General features: G+C 34.1%; 18 protein-coding genes. 12 read left to right on the top strand and 6 right to left on the bottom strand.

Annotated features, from left to right (window positions below):
• Window positions 1-191: 191 nt before the first annotated feature.
• From fliE to flgB, 3 genes are all read right to left on the bottom strand, one after another.
• Window positions 192-482 (bottom strand): flagellar hook-basal body complex protein FliE, encoded by a 291-nt coding sequence (gene fliE / locus AS161_RS03935; RefSeq protein ID WP_011994842.1) that lies wholly within the window; start codon window positions 480-482, stop codon window positions 192-194.
• Window positions 483-488: 6 nt separating this feature from the next.
• Window positions 489-905 carry a flagellar basal body rod protein FlgC gene (flgC, locus tag AS161_RS03940; protein WP_164541863.1) on the bottom strand — a complete coding sequence of 139 codons (417 nt, stop codon included), beginning with the start codon at window positions 903-905 and terminating at the stop codon, window positions 489-491.
• A gap of 65 nt (window positions 906-970) precedes the next feature.
• Complete coding sequence (gene flgB, locus AS161_RS03945; RefSeq protein WP_241241326.1) at window positions 971-1,366, bottom strand: flagellar basal body rod protein FlgB; 396 nt, start codon at window positions 1,364-1,366, stop codon at window positions 971-973.
• Window positions 1,367-1,579: 213 nt separating this feature from the next.
• Between flgB and AS161_RS03950 the strand changes: the two genes are divergently transcribed.
• From AS161_RS03950 to AS161_RS03990, 9 genes are all read left to right on the top strand, one after another.
• Window positions 1,580-4,135, top strand: a complete 2,556-nt coding sequence (locus tag AS161_RS03950) for a hypothetical protein (RefSeq protein ID WP_164541864.1) — start codon at window positions 1,580-1,582, stop codon at window positions 4,133-4,135.
• Window positions 4,136-4,150: 15 nt separating this feature from the next.
• Entirely contained in the window at window positions 4,151-5,350 is a 1,200-nt protein-coding gene (locus tag AS161_RS03955) for a hypothetical protein (protein ID WP_164541865.1), read from the top strand.
• A 106-nt stretch (window positions 5,351-5,456) separates the two neighbouring features.
• Window positions 5,457-7,223 (top strand): DNA mismatch repair endonuclease MutL, encoded by a 1,767-nt coding sequence (mutL, locus tag AS161_RS03960; protein ID WP_164541866.1) that lies wholly within the window; start codon window positions 5,457-5,459, stop codon window positions 7,221-7,223.
• Window positions 7,224-7,341: 118 nt separating this feature from the next.
• Window positions 7,342-8,739, top strand: coding sequence for a TldD/PmbA family protein (locus AS161_RS03965; RefSeq protein ID WP_164541867.1), 1,398 nt, complete (start codon window positions 7,342-7,344; stop codon window positions 8,737-8,739).
• 5 nt (window positions 8,740-8,744) lie between these two features.
• Entirely contained in the window at window positions 8,745-10,061 is a 1,317-nt protein-coding gene (locus tag AS161_RS03970; protein ID WP_164541913.1) for a TldD/PmbA family protein, read from the top strand.
• Window positions 10,062-10,249: 188 nt separating this feature from the next.
• Window positions 10,250-10,819 carry a VanZ family protein gene (locus tag AS161_RS03975; RefSeq protein WP_164541868.1) on the top strand — a complete coding sequence of 190 codons (570 nt, stop codon included), beginning with the start codon at window positions 10,250-10,252 and terminating at the stop codon, window positions 10,817-10,819.
• A gap of 29 nt (window positions 10,820-10,848) precedes the next feature.
• On the top strand, window positions 10,849-12,300 hold the full coding sequence (locus AS161_RS03980; RefSeq protein ID WP_164541869.1) for a transporter substrate-binding domain-containing protein: 1,452 nt from the start codon (window positions 10,849-10,851) through the stop codon (window positions 12,298-12,300).
• A gap of 32 nt (window positions 12,301-12,332) precedes the next feature.
• Window positions 12,333-13,667 carry a HAMP domain-containing sensor histidine kinase gene (locus AS161_RS03985; RefSeq protein ID WP_164541870.1) on the top strand — a complete coding sequence of 445 codons (1,335 nt, stop codon included), beginning with the start codon at window positions 12,333-12,335 and terminating at the stop codon, window positions 13,665-13,667.
• 39 nt (window positions 13,668-13,706) lie between these two features.
• Complete coding sequence (locus tag AS161_RS03990) at window positions 13,707-15,116, top strand: HD domain-containing phosphohydrolase (protein ID WP_241241327.1); 1,410 nt, start codon at window positions 13,707-13,709, stop codon at window positions 15,114-15,116.
• Here AS161_RS03990 and AS161_RS03995 read toward each other — a convergent pair.
• From AS161_RS03995 to AS161_RS04005, 3 genes are read right to left on the bottom strand one after another with little or no spacing between them, the layout of a single operon-like run.
• A complete protein-coding gene (locus AS161_RS03995; RefSeq protein ID WP_164541871.1) occupies window positions 15,110-15,793 on the bottom strand; it encodes a ComEA family DNA-binding protein in 684 nt (227 codons plus the stop codon). The genes AS161_RS03990 and AS161_RS03995 overlap by 7 nt on opposite strands.
• 32 nt (window positions 15,794-15,825) lie before the next feature.
• Window positions 15,826-16,806, bottom strand: a complete 981-nt coding sequence (locus tag AS161_RS04000) for a hypothetical protein (protein WP_164541872.1) — start codon at window positions 16,804-16,806, stop codon at window positions 15,826-15,828.
• Window positions 16,807-16,808: 2 nt separating this feature from the next.
• On the bottom strand, window positions 16,809-17,834 hold the full coding sequence (locus AS161_RS04005; RefSeq protein WP_206518762.1) for a M42 family metallopeptidase: 1,026 nt from the start codon (window positions 17,832-17,834) through the stop codon (window positions 16,809-16,811).
• Window positions 17,835-18,124: 290 nt separating this feature from the next.
• Here AS161_RS04005 and AS161_RS04010 point away from each other — a divergent pair, with 290 nt between their 5' ends.
• From AS161_RS04010 to rlmN, 3 genes are read left to right on the top strand one after another with little or no spacing between them, the layout of a single operon-like run.
• Window positions 18,125-19,012 (top strand): radical SAM protein, encoded by an 888-nt coding sequence (locus AS161_RS04010; RefSeq protein ID WP_164541873.1) that lies wholly within the window; start codon window positions 18,125-18,127, stop codon window positions 19,010-19,012.
• Window positions 19,012-19,770 carry a radical SAM protein gene (locus AS161_RS04015; protein ID WP_011994826.1) on the top strand — a complete coding sequence of 253 codons (759 nt, stop codon included), beginning with the start codon at window positions 19,012-19,014 and terminating at the stop codon, window positions 19,768-19,770. The genes AS161_RS04010 and AS161_RS04015 overlap by 1 nt, the downstream gene beginning before the upstream one ends.
• A gap of 54 nt (window positions 19,771-19,824) precedes the next feature.
• A complete protein-coding gene (gene rlmN, locus AS161_RS04020) occupies window positions 19,825-20,871 on the top strand; it encodes a 23S rRNA (adenine(2503)-C(2))-methyltransferase RlmN (protein ID WP_164541874.1) in 1,047 nt (348 codons plus the stop codon).
• The last annotated feature ends 23 nt before the right edge of the window (window positions 20,872-20,894 follow it).

A 20,894-nucleotide genomic window follows, 5' to 3' on the forward strand; every position in this document is an offset into this window, starting at 1 on the left:
CGAAAAGAAATTCGATGAAAAATTGAACAATGTAAATACAATAGCATGGTTTGGCATTATTTTGGGAGTAGTTGCAGTTGTGTTTTCGATTGCAAAATAATTTGAAAATTTGAAAAATAGTTTAGTGTTTATACAAACTATACAAAAAAGCGGGAGCATTCGCTCCCGCTTTTTATTTACTTTGGAAAAAATTAGAATTGCATTCTCATTATCTCTCTATAAGCATCAACTATCCTATTTCTAACTTCAACGGTAAGTCTCAAAGATATCGAAGCTTTTTCTGCTTCTACAACTAGTTCGTGAATATTGCTTATCTTCCCCTTGGCAAAATCATCACTCATCTGCTCAACATTTTTCTGTTGTTCATTGACAGATTGTAACGCATCGGAGAGAATTTTACTAAATTCACTATTGCCTGACTTAGATTGAGTGTTGGAAATATTTTGAATTTGGTTGTTAACCCCATTTATTCTTTCTATCATTTAGCATCACCTCCCGATTTGAAGGGCTGCGTTTATCATAGCTTTTGTTGTGTTAATTGCTGTCGCATTCGCTTCGTATGCTCTTTGTGCGTTAATCATATCAACCATTTCACGGACAATGTTGACGTTCGGTAATTTTACATAACCATTTTCATCTGCATCTGGATGAGTTGGGTCATACACTATCCTGAACTCAGAAGGGTCTTCGTATATACTTTTCACCATAACTCCACCATTTTCTTGATTACCCTTTATATTTCTTAAAACCTCTTGAAAAATAGGCACTTTTCTCCTATATGGTCCACCGTTTTCCGTTCTTGTTGTCTCAGAATTCGCTATATTTGTAGAAATTACCTCTATTCTAAACCTCTGGGCTGACAAACCTGTGGCAGATATGTTCATTATGTTGAATTCACTTTGCATAGCAAATGCACCTCATTTCTCTATATTTATAATTTCTCAATCTACGCTAATATTTTTCTCCATTATTATCTTGTATTCCTTAAGACAGTGTTGTACCTATCTATATTTGCACTCATAAGCCTTGAAAGAACTTGGTATCTAAGCGCATCTTTAACCATCTCTGTCATTTCCATATCGATATCAACGTTGTTTTTGTCGTTTGTCAAAGTTGTATTTTTTACCGTAACTTGTTTTGCTGTTATAGTTTTTATTGATGATGGAAGGTGTTTTTCACTTGTTCTTGCAATTTGTAATTTCATCTTCGATTCTTGAAGATATTCTTCAAATGCTATGTATTTTCTTTTGTACCCAGGCGTTTCCGCATTAGCAATATTCTGGGCATGTATTTCTTGTCTTTTCATTTGAACGTCAAGAGCCGTCTTGAGTGTATCAAAATTGGAATTGAAGATTGAATTACCCATAACTTTTTCCTCCTAAATAATAGAAAAGTGTTTAAAGCCAGAATATGGTATAATGGTATAGTAGTATAATTAATTTTAACCTTTTTCTATTTAGATATTCTACCATAAAATGTATAATTCCTACAAGCCATTTTTATTTTTTATTTTTTGAACTTATCAACGTTTAGATTGTCTAAAAGTATATAATAGAAAAAATTGGGAGGTGGTAGTAGTATGAAAGGTATTAAAAAAATTAAGATATTATGGGTTCTAATACTCATTCTAACACTTTCACTCATTTTTTCTTGTGGGTTAAGAATTCCGCAAAAAGCGCCTGAAAAGGTGAATGTTAAATACACAAAGTATTTGGAATTCCCTATAACAACCTCCAACTTAAGAATCAAAGATTTTATATCTCCACTTGAAAACAACATCTCTGGTTCTTTGACACTTGAAAAAACGGATCCGCTTGAGTTAAGCTTGGCAACACAAGTAGAGTATTCACCAAAAACGTTATTGAAAGATTTAGAAAATAAGCTTAAAGATGAACTTGCAAAATTATCTGAGAATTTCAACATAACAATCGACACTTCAAGTTTCGCAAATATGCTCTCTGGAACAATCCCATTGCCGACGTTATCCCAAAGTGAATTAGAAATACCCCAATCAGCTACGGAAATTTATATCAATAGTATAACATTTTTAGACGATGAAAATATTCCTGTATCAAGTGGTACAAACTCGTTTGAAATTCCTGTAAGCACACTCGAAAGCCTTTTTAATTTCACCGAAGCGAATTTAAAAAATGTAAGAATTTACGTAAAAATTTCCAACGTAACAGTATCTAATATCTCAATGGTATTAGATGGTAGAACCGTTAATCTCAGCAACAATCAAGAAGTAACGGTATCTAACTTGTTAGTCAAAAAATCTTCAAGTCTACAACTCAGGTTCAACTCAAGCGCAAGCGGTATGGCGCAAGTAACTTTCAAATTTGTAGATCCATTGGTAAACTATGCGAAAGATTTCGATACAAGCAAGCTTAATTCAAAAAAAATAGAGATAAACATAAACGAAACAGTCTTCACATTCCCACAAGATTACCAACAAGATTACCAAATTAAACTCTCCGGAACCATTAATGAGGAGATAGTCGCCAATATAAGTGGAACGATATCTCAAAATATCAAATTGAAATCCGGAGGAACAGAAATCGGAAGTGGCAATGGAACCGGAAAAACAGCATCGATAAACCTTCCTGGCACAAACTATTTCAAATTGAGCGATGGAATAAACATTGAAGGAACTATAACACTTACGGGAATAGTAAACTTTGATTTTAGAACACAAAATCCAAAAATAAAAGTCACACCATCGGTCAACGTTACGGCTGTGAAGGACTTCCCATTGAAGCTAACTATAACAATACCAAATGTAAATTCTATCGAATTTAGCGCTGGAACAGTTAGTTTATCATTTAATGGTTTGACACCAACAAATGTTTCAGGAACATTTGGGGGTAAACAAGTTTCATTATCTGATGATTCTAAAATATTAGTAAATCTTCAAGATGTAGACATACCAGCAGATGTCAACATTTTAATAACTGGCACCGTAACTGGAAGTACTGTAAGTTACAGCTCAACTATTTCCAATGATACTTTTATTCGCTCAGCGTCAATTAACCCACCAAACGCGCTGAATCCAATTGAAATTACTCAAGACATTCCAGATTTCGTAAAAGACCTTGCAAATAGCGCTTTAATTAATCTAATCGTTAACTTAAATTACAACGTTTCAAATATAACATCACAAGTCAAAATGAATATTGAATCGAATTTCCTTACGGAAGGTGAAGGCGAACACACACTCAGTGGTAGTGGAACCATATCCCTTAAGGCTTTAAATAAAAATATCGATTTTACTACATTCAATCAATTCTACTTGAAAATAACACCTACATTATCAACACCTATAACCGTTACAAACGTTCCATTAAAAGACGGTATAAGTCTTTCAATTACACCTGAAATAAAACAATTTGAGATATCTAAAATAAATCTAAAAAGCACTACATTTACACAGACTTTTAATAATTTATATGATTTTTCCAACCTATTCACAGGTGATTTTGCGTTCTTAAAGGATTTTGATATTACACCAAACGCTACTGTATCATTTAATGTTATTAATTCCACAATAAATCCTCAAGTAACAATAACAATATCAGAAAATCCTGTGCATTTAACAAAAGGTGAGCAAAAAAATATAAGCTATATTTTAAAGAACATTATAAAAAATGAGCAAATTTTAAGTTTGAGTGTTAAAATGAACACAGGAGGCGGTGAATTGAGTAATGACAGCGAAATAGTGTTTTCATTAGATATGGATATTCCTTTAAAGATAACCGCAACAAAAGATGTCAAAATTAAGAGCGAAAATGTTAATTTGTCAGAACTTGGCAGATTAAAAGATATAATAAAATCTGTTAAATTAAAGTTTGGTAGCTTCAATAATACTACTGGAATTGTAGGGAAACTATATTTAGGTAAAGATCAAAACAATGAACCAATAGTATCCGTAGAACTTAAACCGGGTGATAACAGAGATACAGTTATAGATATTCCAAAAGAAAAGTTGCAAGCACTAGCTACATCTTCCACACCTTGGGAGATAATAGTTCCAGAAGGTAAAACTGTATCTTTGAATTACAATGGAGTTTTGAGCATAGCGCCATACCTGGCAGTTGAACTTGAAGTTGCAACCAGCGTTAGTTTGAAGTCAAATTAAGTGAGGTGATAAGATATGAAAAATAAAATTTTGACAATCACGGTTCTCTCTTTAATATCTGTTTTGTCTTTTTCAATGATTATTCAACCATTCAGCTCTTACGGAAATGTCGTACTTGTAAAAGAAGATATGACTGCTTTACTTAAAGTTGGAGCATTTGCTGATATTGAACTATCTCAAAATTTTTTGACAATGGATAATTTAAATGCTTTATTGAACGAAGAGGAATTAATAATCAACACTGAAACAATGAAATCAGCTATAAATAATGGTTTAAAAGCGTTTTTTAACGCAAACGCTGGTACTTACGCTCATTTAAATTTGTTTGGTTTTAGGTTTGTTCCATACTTAAGAATAGATGGTAATTTAAGTTTATCAATTCCAAAAACTGTTTCAAATATTCTATTCGGTGAAACGAACATAGGTGAAACAAATGAGTCAACTGTAACAAATTTCCTTAAGACAAATATTACTATGAACCTTGGAAGTTCAATAGTTTTCGAAAAATTCTACGTCGGTGTAAATCTTTATTCACCAATAGCTTTTTCTGACCAAAATTCTACATACGCTTATGCATATTACACCTCTTCAGCATCACCGTCTTACGCCGAACTAAATATCCAAGCTCAAGCACGTATTTTGAGCAGTTATAATCTTAATAATATTGAAAATGAGATATTCAATTTCCAGAATTCGGGTATATCTTTGGAACTCGGCTTTGGAACTGATAATTTTGGAATTGCAGTCAGAAATATAACAATATCACCCGCAAAAGCAACATATGTTATAGCTATTAGATCCGATGGAAAAGTAAATTACACAGCAGAAGGTACAAATTTGACACTCGATGCAACTTACAACATTTATAATTCTCCATTATCTTATTTGACCGAACCTGTCAATGTTATACCACCAATACAAATAACCGGCTATTTCAAAGGGCAAAACCCATTAATGTGGGGTGTTGCAGGTAGTTATTGGCTTGATGGGAATTGGATGGCAAAAGGTTATGCTGGTTTCAACCTTGGACTTTTAAAGCTATACTACATGCTTGGAATGAATCCAGCAGGATATGCCCACACGATTGGTTTTGGTTTTAATTTGTTCTTTGCAAATGCCGATTTGAAACTAACAGCAACAACTGACCAATTTATCCCTATTGGTCAAACTACGCCGGGAATTGGTATCGCATTCACTTTTTCAGGTGGACTGTAATCTTTGTTTCTAACTTCTTGTTTTAAATAATTCCATAGAAGGCATCCTGCTTAAAAGCAGGATGCCTTTTTTTAGTGATATAATAGAAAAAACAGGAGGTGGTATTTTGTCGGTTATTAAAAAACTCCCTCAGGAAGTTGTTTCAAAAATCGCCGCTGGAGAGGTTGTTATTAATCCAGCTTCCGTTGTAAAGGAACTTGTTGAAAATAGTTTAGATGCGAACGCAACAAGCATAGAAGTACAAATTAGAAATGGTGGAAAGTCATATATAAAGGTTTCAGACAACGGTATAGGTATGTCAAAAGATGATATGCTCATCGCAATCGATAGATTTACAACAAGTAAGATAGCCGCTTTAGAAGATATATATAATATATATTCTTACGGTTTTCGTGGCGAAGCACTCTCCTCAATTGCCGAAGTATCACGCTTGATTATCATATCTTCGGATGGAGATATCGCACACAGGTTGGAGGTAATCGGCGGAAAAATTATAAAAATTACGGAAACTCACAGAGAAAGAGGTACAACTGTTGAGGTTTACGACTTGTTTTTCAATATCCCAGCGAGGAGAAAATTTCTCTCTTCAGAAAAAGTGGAAACTCGGATGGTAACCGAAATTATTGAGAAATTTATGTTGGTACAACCAAGTGTAAGTTTTGTTTTTAAGATAGAAGATGAAATAGTTTACAATGCGTCAAAAGGAAGCTTGGAAGATAGATTTTCTCTTATATTTCCGGAGGTAAAAGAATTCAGCTTAATTGAACCTTTTCAAAGTGAGATAATGCAGATTTCGGGTATAATTTCCTCTCCACAGTATACAAGAAGAAACCGTTCTGGACAGATTTTTTTTGTCAACAAACGCTTTGTAATGGACAATTTGCTTAATCTTTCATTTGAGCGCGGATATGGTGAAGCTTTAGCACAAGGTGAACATCCGTATGGTGTGATTTTCTTGGACTTTCTACCAGATAAAATAGATGTTAATATACACCCTCAAAAACTCCAAGTAAAATTCTCCGACCCACAAAATGTGTATAACGAGATAGCAAGAACTGTTAGAACAACTTTGAGGAAATTCAGCTTTTTTCAGATGTCTATATCAAAAAATTCAGAGGAAGAAGAAAAATATTCAAGTGAAATTTCAAATCAAAATTTAAAGGCTGAAAATTACCAACACACAGATTCTGAATGGTATCCAAATCAATTTAAAAATTTGTACCAAAAAGAAACTCCTCAAACATACAGACCATACGAACCATCATCTTCTATATCACAAAATTTATTACTCCCACAATTAAACGAAAAATCTCTCCCAAGAGAATTTATCATACTTAAAGATAGATACATTGTCTTTGAAGATTTAGATGGATTGGTTATCATTGATTTTCATGCAGCTCATGAGCGAATAATATACGAACAACTCAAAGAAAATAAATTCGAAACTGTACAATTGCTTATACCATTACAAATAAAACTTGGAAAAAGCTTTCTACAGTTATCGCGACAATTGACAGATGAATTCAAGAAATACGGTTTTGACTTTGAAATAAAAACGTTAGAAGACGGAAATGGCGAGGTTGTAATAAAGCAGATCCCATCAATTTTAAAAGTCACAGACGCCTCAAATGTTTTTCTTGAAATCTTAGAGGAATACAGAATTCCTTTCGAAAAGCCAAAAGGCTTAACGTATGTTCTTGCTTCCAAAGCTTGCAAATCCGCCGTAAAAACCGGAGATAAACTCTCTCACGATGAAGTACAGCAAATAATAAAAGAAATAAAAAGTAAAAATCTACTAACTTGTCCCCATGGAAGACCAATAATGATGAAATTATCATTCTCACAGCTTGATAGTTTTTTTGAAAGAATTTAGTTATTTTTTGGTTATTTTTATAAAATATCACTATTGACTTTGTATAATTCAAAGGTGTAAAATTGTTCGTATAACGAATTATATTACACGCTTTTCTGTTCACAAGGGAGGGATAAAGGTGATTGATAGGTTTGATAAAGTATTTGTTGAGGAAATTTTAGGAACTGTACTAAAGTATGGCGGAGATTTCGCCGAAGTGTTTGTTGAGGATAGGTATTCAACAAATATTTCACTTAAGAATGGTAAAGTTGAAAACGCGCAAACTGGAAGAATGTTTGGAATAGGTATTAGGGGATTTTTGGGTGATAAGGCTATATACGCTTACACCAATGATTTGTCAAAAGAAAGTGTTTTATCTGTCGCAAAGAGAGTCGGTGAAGCTTTAGGAGAGGTAAAACTATCTGGAACAAGTTTTGATTTAAGAAAGAAAGAATTAAACAACAGGCACTTTATACTACTCAAACCAGAAGAAGTGAGAAAAGATATAAAGGTTGGTTATATGAAGCGTGCTTACGAAGCTGCAAAGAATTATTCTTCTCTAATCGCACAAGTTGTTGTGAATTACTGGGATTACAATCAAAATGTCTTAATCGGAAATTCTGAAGGTGTTTACGTAACCGATAACCGTGTTAGAACAAGGCTCATGATTAATGCTGTCGCGATGAAAGATGGGCAGATGGAATCTGGTTTCTATGGGCCAGGCGCAGCAATGGGATTTGAATTTTTAGATAAGATTGATGTTGAGCAAGCTGGAATTAGAGCAGCAAGAATAGCAACAAGAATGGTCGATGCGGAACCAGCGCCAGCTGGTAAGATGACCGTTGTGATATCCAACGAATTCGGTGGGGTTATTTTCCACGAAGCTGTTGGGCATGCTCTTGAAGCAAGTTCAGTTGCGCGTGGCATGTCTGTTTTTGCTGGTAAACTAGGGCAGCAAGTCGCAGCAGAGTGTGTAAGCGCTGTTGACGATGCAACAATACCAAATGCTTGGGGAAGCGCAAATGTAGATGACGAAGGAACACCTACACAGAGAATCACTTTAATTGAGAAAGGCATATTGAAAGGATATATGATAGATAAATTAGGCTCAAGAAGAATGGGAATGCCTTCAACAGGTAGTGGAAGAAGACAAGATTACACATTCGCGCCAACGTCAAGAATGAGTAATACATTTATTCTTCCTGGAGATTATCATCCCGAAGAAATCATAGCATCCGTCGATTACGGTTTGTATGCAAAGACCATGGGAGGCGGTTCCGTCAATCCGGCAACTGGTGAATTTAATTTTGCAGTGAACGAGGGATACTTAATTGAAAAAGGAAAAATAACTAAGCCAGTTAAAGGTGCAACACTCATAGGAAAAGGGTACGAAATTATTCAAAGAATAGAAATGGTTGGTAACGATGTTGCAAGAGGACAAGGTATGTGCGGTTCTTACAGTGGCTCAATACCAGCAGACGTTGGTCAGCCAACGATAAAGGTACGTGAAATAATTGTTGGGGGGCGAAATAAATGAGATCAATAAATTTTGAAGAATTCAAAGAAAAAATATTTGCTCTTGCAAAGGGAAAAGTTGTAGAGGTGCAGATCAGTTATTCAAAATCAAGGAATTTCCAAGTGAGATACCAAAACGGTGAGATGGACCAATATACAGATGCGGAAAAGTTCAGGATAAACGTTCAAGTCCTTAAAGATGGGAAAATCGGAATGTCTTACACGGAAACTCTCGATGATCCAGAAAAAGTCTTTATGGACGCGTACGAAAATATTTCGATTGTAGATACAGAAGATATCGAATACTTTTACAACGGAAAAGGTGTGTATCCAAAAATTGAGCCTTACAACGGAGTTTTTGAAAATCTCTCTGTCAAAGAAAGATTGAATTACGTCGAGATAACTCACAAGAAAATTAGAGAAGACGAAAGAATTATAAATGACATGGCTGTATACGGAGACCAAATGAGTGAATCAAAGATAGTAAATACCCTTGGACTTAATGTTTCATTCGTCAGTGGTGGAGGGTTTATGTACGCAATGGCTGTGGCAAAAGATGTATCACCAAGATCCGCTTTTGAATTTGCTATTGGTAAAAAACCAGAAGAAATAAATCCCACGCACGTTGGCGAGAGAGCAAAAGATGAAGCAATCACTTTAATCGGTTCGAAATCGGTAAAGAGTGGAAAGTACAGAGTTATACTAAGAAACGACGTATTTTCCGACATTTTAGGCATGCTTGTGTCTATGATAAATGCTGATAATGCGCATAAAAACTTGTCACCACTCAAAGGTAAAATTGGCGAAAAAATCGCTTCCGAAAAGTTTACTGTAAAAGATTTACCAATCCACAACCTGAGCATTGTCGCAGCACCATTTGACTCACAAGGTGTACCCACAAAAGAAAAAGTTATTATTGAAAATGGAGTGTTTAAGACATTCCTCCATAATCTAAAAACAGCCAAAAAAGATAACGTTGAGCCAACGGGAAACGCATATGGGACAAGTATAGCACCTATAAATCTTTACGTCGAACCTGGGGAAAAGAATTTTGAAGAGCTCCTCAAAACCCTTGATAATGGAATAATAATCATCGAAGTTGAAGGTATGCACTCTGGTGCAAATCCGATATCGGGTAATTTCTCCTTAGGAGCAAAAGGACTGAAAGTGGAAAATGGTAAAATTGTTCATGGAGTTGAACAGATAACAATTTCTGGTAACTTCCTTGAAATAATGCACAAAATTGAAGAAGTTGGAAACGATTTGAGGGGCTTTATCGGTATGAATGGAATGATTGTACCATCTGTTCTAATAAGTGAACTTGATATAGCTGGAAATGCATAGATTAAAATATAAATTTAAATAAAGAAAAAGATACCAGAAAGCGGGCGTTGGGAATATGCCCGCTTTTTGTTTTTTGAAAGATAGTGGTATAATTTTATTAAAGAAAACTAATCGAAATTAAATAAAAAGTTGTCTAATATTTTAGAGATAATTTTTTAATATTAATAAAGAATAAAAAGGAGAGAGATATGAGAAAAAATCGTAAATTTGATAAAAGACAAAAAAAGTTATCTTTAATAATCATCTTTGGAATAATATTTTCGCTTTGGATATTTTTGATTTTCTACTTTTCTTCAAAACCGCCAACAGAATCTTCGATGCAGTCGCATTTTGTGTACAAACTCTTAAAAAAAGTTGATAGTGTAATTGATTTTTCAAATACAGCGATATTTCAAAGAATGGAAAGGAAATTAAAGATGATTTGGTTTAAAACGGAATACGTACCTGCTGAAATGCTCATAAGGAAGACTGCGCATTTTGGCTTGTATTTTATATTTGGTAGTATCACGACGATATTCTTTTATATTTGGAAATCAGACATTATAGTCTCATCGATTATTGGAGTTTCTCTACCAGCACTTTTCGCGGTACTCGATGAATACAACCAGTTGTTCTATAACCGAGGTTCTTCACTGAACGACGTTTTTATAGACATATCAGGCTCAATCTTTGGAATGATTCTTGTAATTGTTTCAATAGGAACCTATAAAGTCTTTAATATTTTTCTTCTTAAAAAACCTCATAAACAGTTTAAATAAAAACGTCATATTAAAAAGGGCGTGGAAAAATGAAAGTAAAAATGAGTATACTGTTTTTATTTCTTCTAATCTTTGGTACATATTCGATATTCGGCATAACTTTATACACATATCCACAAAACGCCATCCCTAAGTATTTCAAATTGGGAAATACGTTAACTGGCTTGTGTAAAGATATAATCGAAGCTTTAAATATGGAACTTTCAAAGGAAAGTATAAAAATCGAATATAAATCTAAAAATCTTTCAACTATAAGCGAGATATTTAACGCACTTGAAAAAAATGAGATAGATATCTTCATCGGAGCTGCATATTCCGAAGATAGAAAAGATAAAGTGCAGTATGTAAAAACGCCACTGTATGGATTAAGAGAAATGTTTATTGTCAGAAAGGGAAAATCGGATATTGTTCAATTTAGTTCATTAGCAAGAATAGGTGTTATAGGAAGTACGGTAACTTCCCAAAGTATGCCGAATATATTCAGTAAATCTGAAATAATAGCGTTTAAAAATATAGAGGAAGCATTAAAAGCCTTGGATGAAAACAAAATAGACGCCTTATTCTATTCTTCTATCGTACTTGGATATATCTTAAGCCAAAATCCAAATAAATATGAGAAGCTAAATTTGGTGGACGAAAAGTACTATCATTACATTGTACTCAGCAAAAAAGTTAACAATTACGTATCTCAAAAAATAGAAGAAGCTATTAAAAGCTTTCACAAAAAAGGTACAATAGCATCTTTGATAAATAAGTACAAATTGCAAGATTATGTCTTACCGGGAAATGTTGTCGAAATACTAACAGTTGATTGGAAACCGTACGAATGGTACGATGAAAAAGAAAAAATCTGGAAAGGATTCGATGTTGATACCGTTACAAAGGTTTTTGAAAAATTAGGTTACAAAGTAGTTTTCCGGACACTCCCTTGGGAAAGATGCTTGGACGCAATGAGCAATTCAGCATACGATGGTATAATGTCGCTGAGAATTAACGATGAGAGAAAAACTTACCTTGTATTTCCTGACGAACCACTCAGTACTGGTTACGATTTGCTCTTTAAAATGAAAAGCAAAAATATAGATATCTCTACATTGGAAAACATACCTAGCAATGTCACTTGTGGATATTCCTCTGGATACGCCTACGGTGATTGGTTTTGGAATGCTAAATTCAGAAAAGAACCAGTAGTAGATGATGTTACGGGGTTTGAGCTTTTAAAAAATGGTAGAATAGATCTGTTCGTATGCAATCTTTTGGTCGGCAAGTCAATAGCAAAAGACCTTGGCATAGAAAACGATGTTGAATATTCAAAAATTTTCAGTGAGAAGATGATTTATTACGTAGCTTTTTCAAAGAATTTCCATGGTACATACTTAAGCGAAATATTCACACCTGAACTCCAAAAATTTAAAAAATCCTCGGACTATGAAAACATACTTAAGAAATATGGTTTGACGTTGAAGGATTTACAATTTTAATTTTCATTTTCTAATTTCAGGAGGTTGGAATTGTGAAAGAAACAAAAATAAATACCAATTCTAATAAAAAGAAATTTTATATTTTAAATTCTTTATCCGCCGTTGTGTTAATAGTATCATTTTTGTTCATAACCTTTTCTTACATTAAATCTTGGAAAAAGGAACTTTACAGTGTTTTTGAATCATTCACCAAAGCACTTACATATCCTTCTTGGACTTTGAATAAAAATCTTGTTGAAATGGCCTTAAATACTATGATAAAGAAGAAAGAAATAATCTCAATTACTGTCTACGATGATAAAGGAGAAGTTCTTGGGGAAATATCAAAACCAGAAAATATAACAATACTTCATTCAATATTCAATCTTCACGCAAAATTCAAAGAATATTGGATGGATTATAAGGGTTTCCTTGCTGGGAAAGTTGTTTTTGAATATTCGGATATTGAACCTGCAAAATTAATCTTCATAATATCTATAATATTCATAGCACTTTATTTCGTAATCTTCTTGCTTTTGAAAAACACCGAAAAAAGTGAAAGACTTAAGAATGCTATCTCTGAACTAAACGAAGCAAATTCGGAACTTGAGATAGCTTTATCCGAACTTGAGGAAACACAGCAAAGGGTTATAAACTCTGAAAAAATGGCAGTACTTGGCAAATTGATGATAAACATTGCACATGATGTCAATACACCAATAGGAATAATATATTCTTCTTTAACAGATATCAAAGATAGAATCAACAGGGTTACCGAAAAGTTGACCAGTGAAGAATTGACAGAAGAAGAGTTAAAAGAATGCCTAAGTGTTTGTGGTGACTTGGTTGATATTATGATAAGAAATGCACAAAGAATAAGAGACCTTGTTCAAAGTCTGAAGAGAGTAGCTGTGAATGAGCTTACCCAAACTGTTTCTACCGTAAAAATTAAAGATGTTGTTAACGATGTACTAAACGCTATGCATCCGAAATTAAGGAAAACAAAGGTATCGTTAAAAGTTGACGTATCAGATGATTTAGAGATGAAAACCGTTCCTGGTGCATGGGCACAGATATTGATGAACTTAATCGATAATTCCATCATACACGGTTTTGAATACGATAATCCTGGAGAGATAGTTGTAAAGTTCGAAAAAATTAATAGCAAGGTTTTAATGATTTTCTCTGACAATGGAAAAGGTATGAACGAAGAAACAAAAAGACGCGCGTTTGAGCCTTTCTATACAACTGACACATTCTCAGGTAGTGGATTAGGTTTAAGTATCGTTTATCAGCTTGTGACAGAGTTACTAAGAGGAGAAATAACATTGGAAAGTGAGGAAGGCAAGGGAACAACATTTAAGATTTTGGTACCCTGTGAAATTTGAAAATCTGAATTTTTAACAGGGGGTGAATAAATCTTAGCGTTGGAATTTTTAAAGAAAAAGGCTGAGCAAAAGATATACAATGAGCCTTGGAAAATACTTGTTGTAGACGATGAACCAGATATCCACGCGGTCACGTCTCTGATAGCCAAAGATATAATTTTCGAGTCACGCCCTGTTAAAATATACAGTGCTTACTCTGCTTCCGAAGCAATGGAAATTTTGAAAAATATTGAAGATATAGCCGTCGCACTGATAGACGTTGTCATGGAAAGCGATGATTCTGGGTTAAAGTTAGTTCAGTTTATAAGGGAAGAACTGGATAATAAGAAAATGCGGCTAGTAATAAGAACCGGTCAACCAGGTTACGCTCCTCCAAGGGAAATAATATTAAGGTACAATATAGATGACTATCGTGAGAAATCTGAACTTTCAAGCAATGCTCTTTTCACGTTGATTGTCTCTAAGCTTAGAGAATATAAATATATAAAAATTCTTGAGACGCATAAGAAATTACTTGAAAGGTTAAATTTTTACACCTCTCGATTTTCTAACCAGATAGCTGAACAAGAGTTTATAGACATACTAAACGAAGCTGTTGATAATGTTTCGTTGATATTAAATAATAACTTTAGTTTATCATATGAATTTTTGTCAAACAGCGAAAAAGAATTAAATAAAAATTCTCATCTTGTTTGGGTTTCTGAAAAGATTTTGAATTTGAAATTTAGAATTAAAATGAACGAACGTATAAAAATATCTATCGATTTTTCAAAACCGTTCGACGAAATATATAAAAATCTTATTGAGATGTGCTTCGAAAAGTTTGTCCTTGTAATGGAAAACCATTTGTTAACCCAAGACCTTATTAATACACTTTACAAAATCGTATACATCATCTCAGAAGTCACAGAGACAAGATCGTCTGAAACAGGAGAACATGTGCAACGCATCGGCAAAATAGCAAAGATGTTGATCCCATTTTTCGGGTACAGCAACGAAGTCGCGAGTATGTTTGAAATAGCGGCTATGCTCCATGATGTTGGAAAGATAGGTATTCCAGATAGTATACTTAACAAGCCTGGGCAATTGTCAAAAGAAGAATTCGAAATTATGAAAACACACACGTTAATTGGCTATAGAATTCTTTCCGTAATTGAACACCCAATTTTTCAACTCGCAAGTACGGTTGCGCTCTACCACCATGAAAATTGGGATGGTAGTGGATATCCAAATGGCTTAAAAGGCGAAGAAATTCCTTTGGAAGCAAGGATAGTGAGTTTGATAGATGTCTTTGACGCGTTGTTGTCAGATAGGGTTTACAGGCCTGCTTGGAAAGAGGAAGAAGTGGTTAAGTATATAAAGGAAAATGTGGGAAAGAAATTTGACCCAAAAGTTGTGAAGGTGTTCTTTGATTCGTACGAGGAAATAAGAAAAATTTATTTTCAATAAATAGTTATTAACTCCTTCAATTTTTCATACGTTTTTTCACCAATGCCTTTTACATTTTTAATCTCCTCAATCGATTTGAACTCTCCAACTTTTTCCCTATAATCAATAATTGCCTGGGCTTTGGAAGGACCTATCCCAGGCAATTTTTGTAATTCTTCTAAATTAGCTGTGTTTATATTAATCTTTTCTGGTGAAATATTTTTGTTGCCATTTTGGCTTTGATTATTTTGAGTTGTACTTTGAGTTGTACTTGGCGTGTTGTTTGCCATATTAACCGTATTAACCGTGCTAACAGTTATCCTATCTTTTATTTTTTCGAATGTCTTCGGACCAATTCCTGATACGTTCATTATATCTTCTGGCTTAGAAAACGGTTGCTTTTCCCTATATTCAACTATAGCTCTTGCTTTAGAAGGACCTATTCCAGGAAGTGTCTGCAATTGTTCAACACTGGCTGTGTTCAAATCAATAATTGGTGAAGCGTATTCTCTTTTTTGAAAATTCGCTTCTTTAACAGAAGTGTTGACTTGTTGTTCTTTCTGAGCCAAAACTTTGGAATAATAAAAAGGTCTATAAAATATACTCAAGATAACTATCAACAATGCAAACAAAATAAAGAAACTTTTTTCATCTTTTATACTTCTTACTTTCTCCCAAATCCCCCTGAGAAAGTCCACTAAAAAATCCTCCCCATAGATTCTGTGATTTATCATTTACCTATTTTCGTTACTTTTGCACCTTTTACGTATCCGTATTTTGAAAGTTCAACCCAATCTTGAGAATAATAAAAGCTTTTCGCCTTGTCTTCACGTGTAAAAACACCTAAACAAATAACATATCCATTAGCTGTACTTATACTAAACGAGCTTATACCAAGGGCTCTAAAATTAACAACAGATTTGAACGCTTCCTTCGAATCTTTGATAGGTTCAGTTATTACCGTGTAAGCACTCTGCATAGGTTTTACCTCTGGCATAACATTCGACAATGTCAACACAACGTATGATTTGTTATCTTGATCTATAACGTAATTCTGAGTTGATTTAGCTATTTTTAGAGCATTTTCTCCATCTACACTGTAGACATACACATTGCTCATCGCAGTTGAAGGAAGATTCTCCGCCATCCTTGAAACTAATAAATTATAGTCAAATTTTGTTAAATCTTTTAGATACTTATTCTCTTCCGGCTGGGCAATTTGATTTTGCTGATTATCCGTCTGCATCGATACTTCTGTTGCAGGCGTTGTTGATGTTGTTGATTTCGAATTTTCACTAATTTCATTGTTGGGCTTTGTCACCAGTATTTTAATTTCTGATGTTTGTTGGTTTTCTTTTGGTTCCTCAGGTGACTCAGTTGGTGATTCAAATACTGTGATAGTTGCTTCGCTATTTGTAAATTTATTAGTAACATCTGAAGCACTTTCAAGTATTATGGTTGTTTCCGTTGCAGTGTTAATTACCTTTTCTACAGGTGGTCTGTTTTCTGGTGTTATCTCTTTAACAACAACTTCCACCTGTGATTTTTGGATTTTAAGATAAAATGCGTACAAAGCTAACGTTATAGTCGCCAAACTGAAGAATATTATTATCCAAGAAAGAATTTTCAAGTCAAAATCTGTGACTTCGCGCCATCTTCTCGAGCCGATTTTTGAGCTAAATTTTGGACCAACTGGAATATTCTTTTTCACCTTTATTCAAGCCCCTCTTCACAATATTTCATAGTCAATTGTATAGAGGCTTCCACATCTGGTTCAAACACCATTTCGCTTGGTGTATGTATATACCTTGTTGGGATTGATATTGTAGCGCTTGGAATACCAGCTTTTGTTGCTTGATAACCAGCAGCGTCAGTTCCACCAAATATCAGTACTTCCATTTGATGCGGTATGTTATACTTTTCAGCAATTTCTTTGAGCTTGTTAACGATATGTCTGTTACTTATAGAAGCCATGTCTTTCACCTTTATACATGCGCCTTTACCCAATTCCATTGGTATTCTCTTCATACCTTTTGGAGTGTCTCCAACAGCGGTAACGTCAAGAGCTATCGCTACGTCTGGATTTATATCGTAACCGGCAACGTAAGCACCTATAAGCCCTACTTCCTCTTGTACCGCGAATACACCATATATGGTATTCTTCGGCGAGCTTAACCTTCTAAATGTCTCTATTAAAACAGCGCAACCTATCCTATCGTCCATGGATTTACTAACCATGTATTCGCCTTGCTTGTAGAAATAGCTGTCAAATGTTCCAAACGTTCCTATTGGACATATCTTTTCCGCTTCTTCTTTCGATTTTGCACCTATGTCAACAAATAACTTTTCAAACGATAACTTTTGAATATTAGATTGCAATTCTTCAGATGTTTCGCCTTCAACACCTACGATGCCTATAATATCTCCAAATCTTAATCTCGATTGGTAAATTGTATAAGGCGAAACTCCACCCACCCTGTCTATTTTTAAAAAGCCTCTGTCGTCAATGTTTGTCACAACAACTCCTATTTCATCCATATGCGCATCGAGTAATATTTTCTTATCGCTCTTTCCGTTTTTCCATACTATGAGGTTTCCAAGTTTGTCTATTTTGTAACCATCGATGTACCCCTCAAGCTCTTCAAGAATAATGTTCGTAATTTCCGACTCTCGTCCACTTGGACTTTTCGCCATCGTTAATCTTTTTACCAAATCTGCTAGATTCATAGATTTTGCCATTTTCCAAACACCCCCAAATTTTTGCATCATTATTTTACTAATTTGATGAAGACACTTACTTTAAAATTATACCACACTTTTTTTATAATCTTCAATATTCATTAAGTGTTAAAGTCTTTGGTATTTCTTCTATTTTTTAATTTGTTTCAGACATATCAACTTTATCTTTTATCTTCACAGGTAATTGAATGTAAAACAATGTATACATAGAGTACATTTATTTTCGTTTATCAAATGATATAATTATAATTTGGAAAACTCTTAGAATTGAAAAAGGAGGAAAAAATACAGTGGGTATCTCCCTTGATATATTAAATGAATGCACATTGTGCCCAAGGATGTGTAAAGTAGATAGAAGAGAAAAAATAGGTGTTTGTACGGTAGGTTATCTACCTAAAGTTTCAAATATAGTTTTACATAAGGGCGAGGAACCGCCTTTATCTGGCGAAAATGGTGCAGGTGCTGTTTTCTTTTCTGGTTGTCCTATGAAATGTATTTACTGCCAAAATATGGGATTTTCTCAAAAAGGTGTAGGATTTGAGATAACTTTAGAAGAACTCGCGAATGCTTTTCTTAAAGTTCAACAGGCTGGAGCGAAAACTCTCGACTTAGTTACACCAACACCTCATATCCCTTGGATTTTAATGGCTCTTGACATAGCTAAAGAAAACGGATTTAATCTCCCTGTTGTATACAATACGTCAAGCTATGAAAGAGTTGAAATTTTAAAAGAACTATCTGGTTATGTAGATATCTATTTAGCTGACATACGTTACACAGATAACGCATATGGTTTAAGATATTCAAAAGTTGAAAATTATTGGGATATAGCTCAAAAAGCAATTGAAGAGATGTACAATCAAGTCGGCCCATTTGATGAAGAAAAGATGAAAGGACTCATAATAAGAATTCTTGTTACGCCAAACAAAGTAAGTGGACACGAAAAAGCCTTAGAATTCATAGCGAATCTGGATAAGAGAATCCCAGTAGCTTTGATGTCTCAGTACATACCACATTTCGGGGCAAAGAATGATACGTTGATAGGAAGGAAAATAACAAAAAAAGAGTATGAAGATGCCCTTGACAAACTTATTGAACTCGATCTGGATGGTTGGATGCAACTTGATGAAAAAGAAAGAGTCACAACCTTTCCAATAGATTGGAGATGTGAAAAGTGATGAAATCAGCAATTGGTATAGACCCATCAAGCACACTTCCAATATCTGTTACAAAATCATGCCCTATGAATTGTGGACATTGTGGTGGGCATTATATAAAACATATGGTGCATATAGATGATATTGAAAAGTATTTAGACAGGTACAATTCTTTTCTTGTAAGCGGTGGTATGTTCCCAAGTGGTGAGATACCTTTCAAGCCTTATCTTGAAAAACTTCGCCAGTTGAAAGAAACTCATGATTTAAAATATAATTTTCACATAGGATTTCCAAAAAATCCACCATATGAACTTGAGGGAATCGCCGATGTTATTAGTTTTGATTTCTTTGGCGATAAAGATGTACTTAAAGAACTTTACGGCATAGATAGAACACCTGAAGAAATATTGGATTCTATATTGCCTTTGAATGTGAAAAAAGTACCGCATGTAACAATAGGTGTAATATGTGGTAAAATTACACATGAACCAAAGGCTATAGATATTCTCTCTGAATATTTCAATTCAATTGTTCTTAACATTTTCATACCAACTACCGGTACGAAATACAGTGACTGCCAACCACCATTACTTGAAGAGGTGGAGAAAATTTTTGATTTGGCTTCAAAAAAGTTTGAGAAAATAACATTAGGTTGTATGCAACCAAAAGGAGATTATAGAAAAAAATTACAAGAAATTGTGTCAAATTACGCAAATTTTATAGTAAAACCTTTTGATAAGAATTATGCTTTTGACGGTTGTTGTGCGTTTTATCAATAAAAATTAGTAATTTGAAAATATCGAATAGATAAAGATAAGCTTGGAGGTGCGTTTATGCGCAAGAATATTCTTGATTTTAGTTACGAAGAGTTAGTTGACGAATTTTCAAAAATTGGGTTGGAGAAATTTAGGGTTGACCAAGTTTGGGACTGGATTTACAAAAAGCATGAATTCGATTTTGATAAAATGACAAATCTTTCAAAAGAACATAGAAACACTCTTTCTGAAAGGTTTTATATTTACGTCCCTGAACTTTTAGATATACAGATTTCCCAAATAGATAAAACAACAAAATTCTTATGGAAACTTGAAGATGATAACACGATAGAATCCGTCTTACTTTTCCACCCAGATAGGATTACAGCGTGTATATCAACACAAGTCGGATGCCCAGCTAAATGTGCGTTTTGCGCAACCGGGCAAAGTGGATTTGTTAGGAACTTATCCGCAGGAGAAATAGTATCACAAATTATAGCTATGGAGAAACACAGAAAAGTGAATATAGGGAATATCGTTTACATGGGAATGGGTGAACCATTACTTAACTACAAAGAAGTTGTAAAAAGCGTGAAAATGTTGAATCATAAAAAAGGTAAGAATATAAGCATGAGGAGGATTTCCATATCAACAGTTGGGATTCCCGAAAAAATTGTTGAACTCGCACAAGATTTACCAGAAGTAAAACTCGCAATTTCTTTACATGCACCAAATAATTATAAAAGAGATATTATTGTGCCTATGAACAAAAAATACTCAGTTGAAGAGATAATACAATCAGCGAAAGAATATCAGAAGATAACAAAGAATAGAGTCACGTTTGAGTACATACTTATAAGAGAATTTAACGATTTCGTCGACGATGCTGAAAAACTCGCTGAGTTACTCAAAGGAATGGGGGCCTATGTGAATTTAATTCCGGTAAATCCGGTCCCATCTTCAGGTGAACTGAAATTTGAAAGACCACACCATTGGGCAATAGAGAGATTCAAGGAAGTTTTAGATAAACACAATATAGAAAATGAGATTAGGAGAGAAAAAGGGACAGATATAGACGCTGCATGTGGTCAACTTAGAAGAAGATATATAACTAATAAAAAATAACCAAAAAGCGAAAAGGAGGAATA

Source organism: Fervidobacterium sp. 2310opik-2 (assembly GCF_011057735.1).
In the GTDB taxonomy this organism is placed as follows: Bacteria; Thermotogota; Thermotogae; order Thermotogales; family Fervidobacteriaceae; genus Fervidobacterium; species Fervidobacterium nodosum.

Excerpts from the sequence above, each read along its gene's own strand:
- fliE (WP_011994842.1), bottom strand. The coding sequence starts at position 482 with ATGATAGAAAGAATAAATGGGGTTAACAACCAAATTCAAAATATTTCC.
- flgC (WP_164541863.1), bottom strand. The coding sequence starts at position 905 with ATGCAAAGTGAATTCAACATAATGAACATATCTGCCACAGGTTTGTCA.
- flgB (WP_241241326.1), bottom strand. The coding sequence starts at position 1,366 with ATGGGTAATTCAATCTTCAATTCCAATTTTGATACACTCAAGACGGCT.
- AS161_RS03950 (WP_164541864.1), top strand. The coding sequence starts at position 1,580 with ATGAAAGGTATTAAAAAAATTAAGATATTATGGGTTCTAATACTCATT.
- AS161_RS03955 (WP_164541865.1), top strand. The coding sequence starts at position 4,151 with ATGAAAAATAAAATTTTGACAATCACGGTTCTCTCTTTAATATCTGTT.
- AS161_RS03975 (WP_164541868.1), top strand. The coding sequence starts at position 10,250 with ATGAGAAAAAATCGTAAATTTGATAAAAGACAAAAAAAGTTATCTTTA.
- AS161_RS03980 (WP_164541869.1), top strand. The coding sequence starts at position 10,849 with ATGAAAGTAAAAATGAGTATACTGTTTTTATTTCTTCTAATCTTTGGT.
- AS161_RS04005 (WP_206518762.1), bottom strand. The coding sequence starts at position 17,834 with ATGGCAAAATCTATGAATCTAGCAGATTTGGTAAAAAGATTAACGATG.
- AS161_RS04015 (WP_011994826.1), top strand. The coding sequence starts at position 19,012 with ATGAAATCAGCAATTGGTATAGACCCATCAAGCACACTTCCAATATCT.
- rlmN (WP_164541874.1), top strand. The coding sequence starts at position 19,825 with ATGCGCAAGAATATTCTTGATTTTAGTTACGAAGAGTTAGTTGACGAA.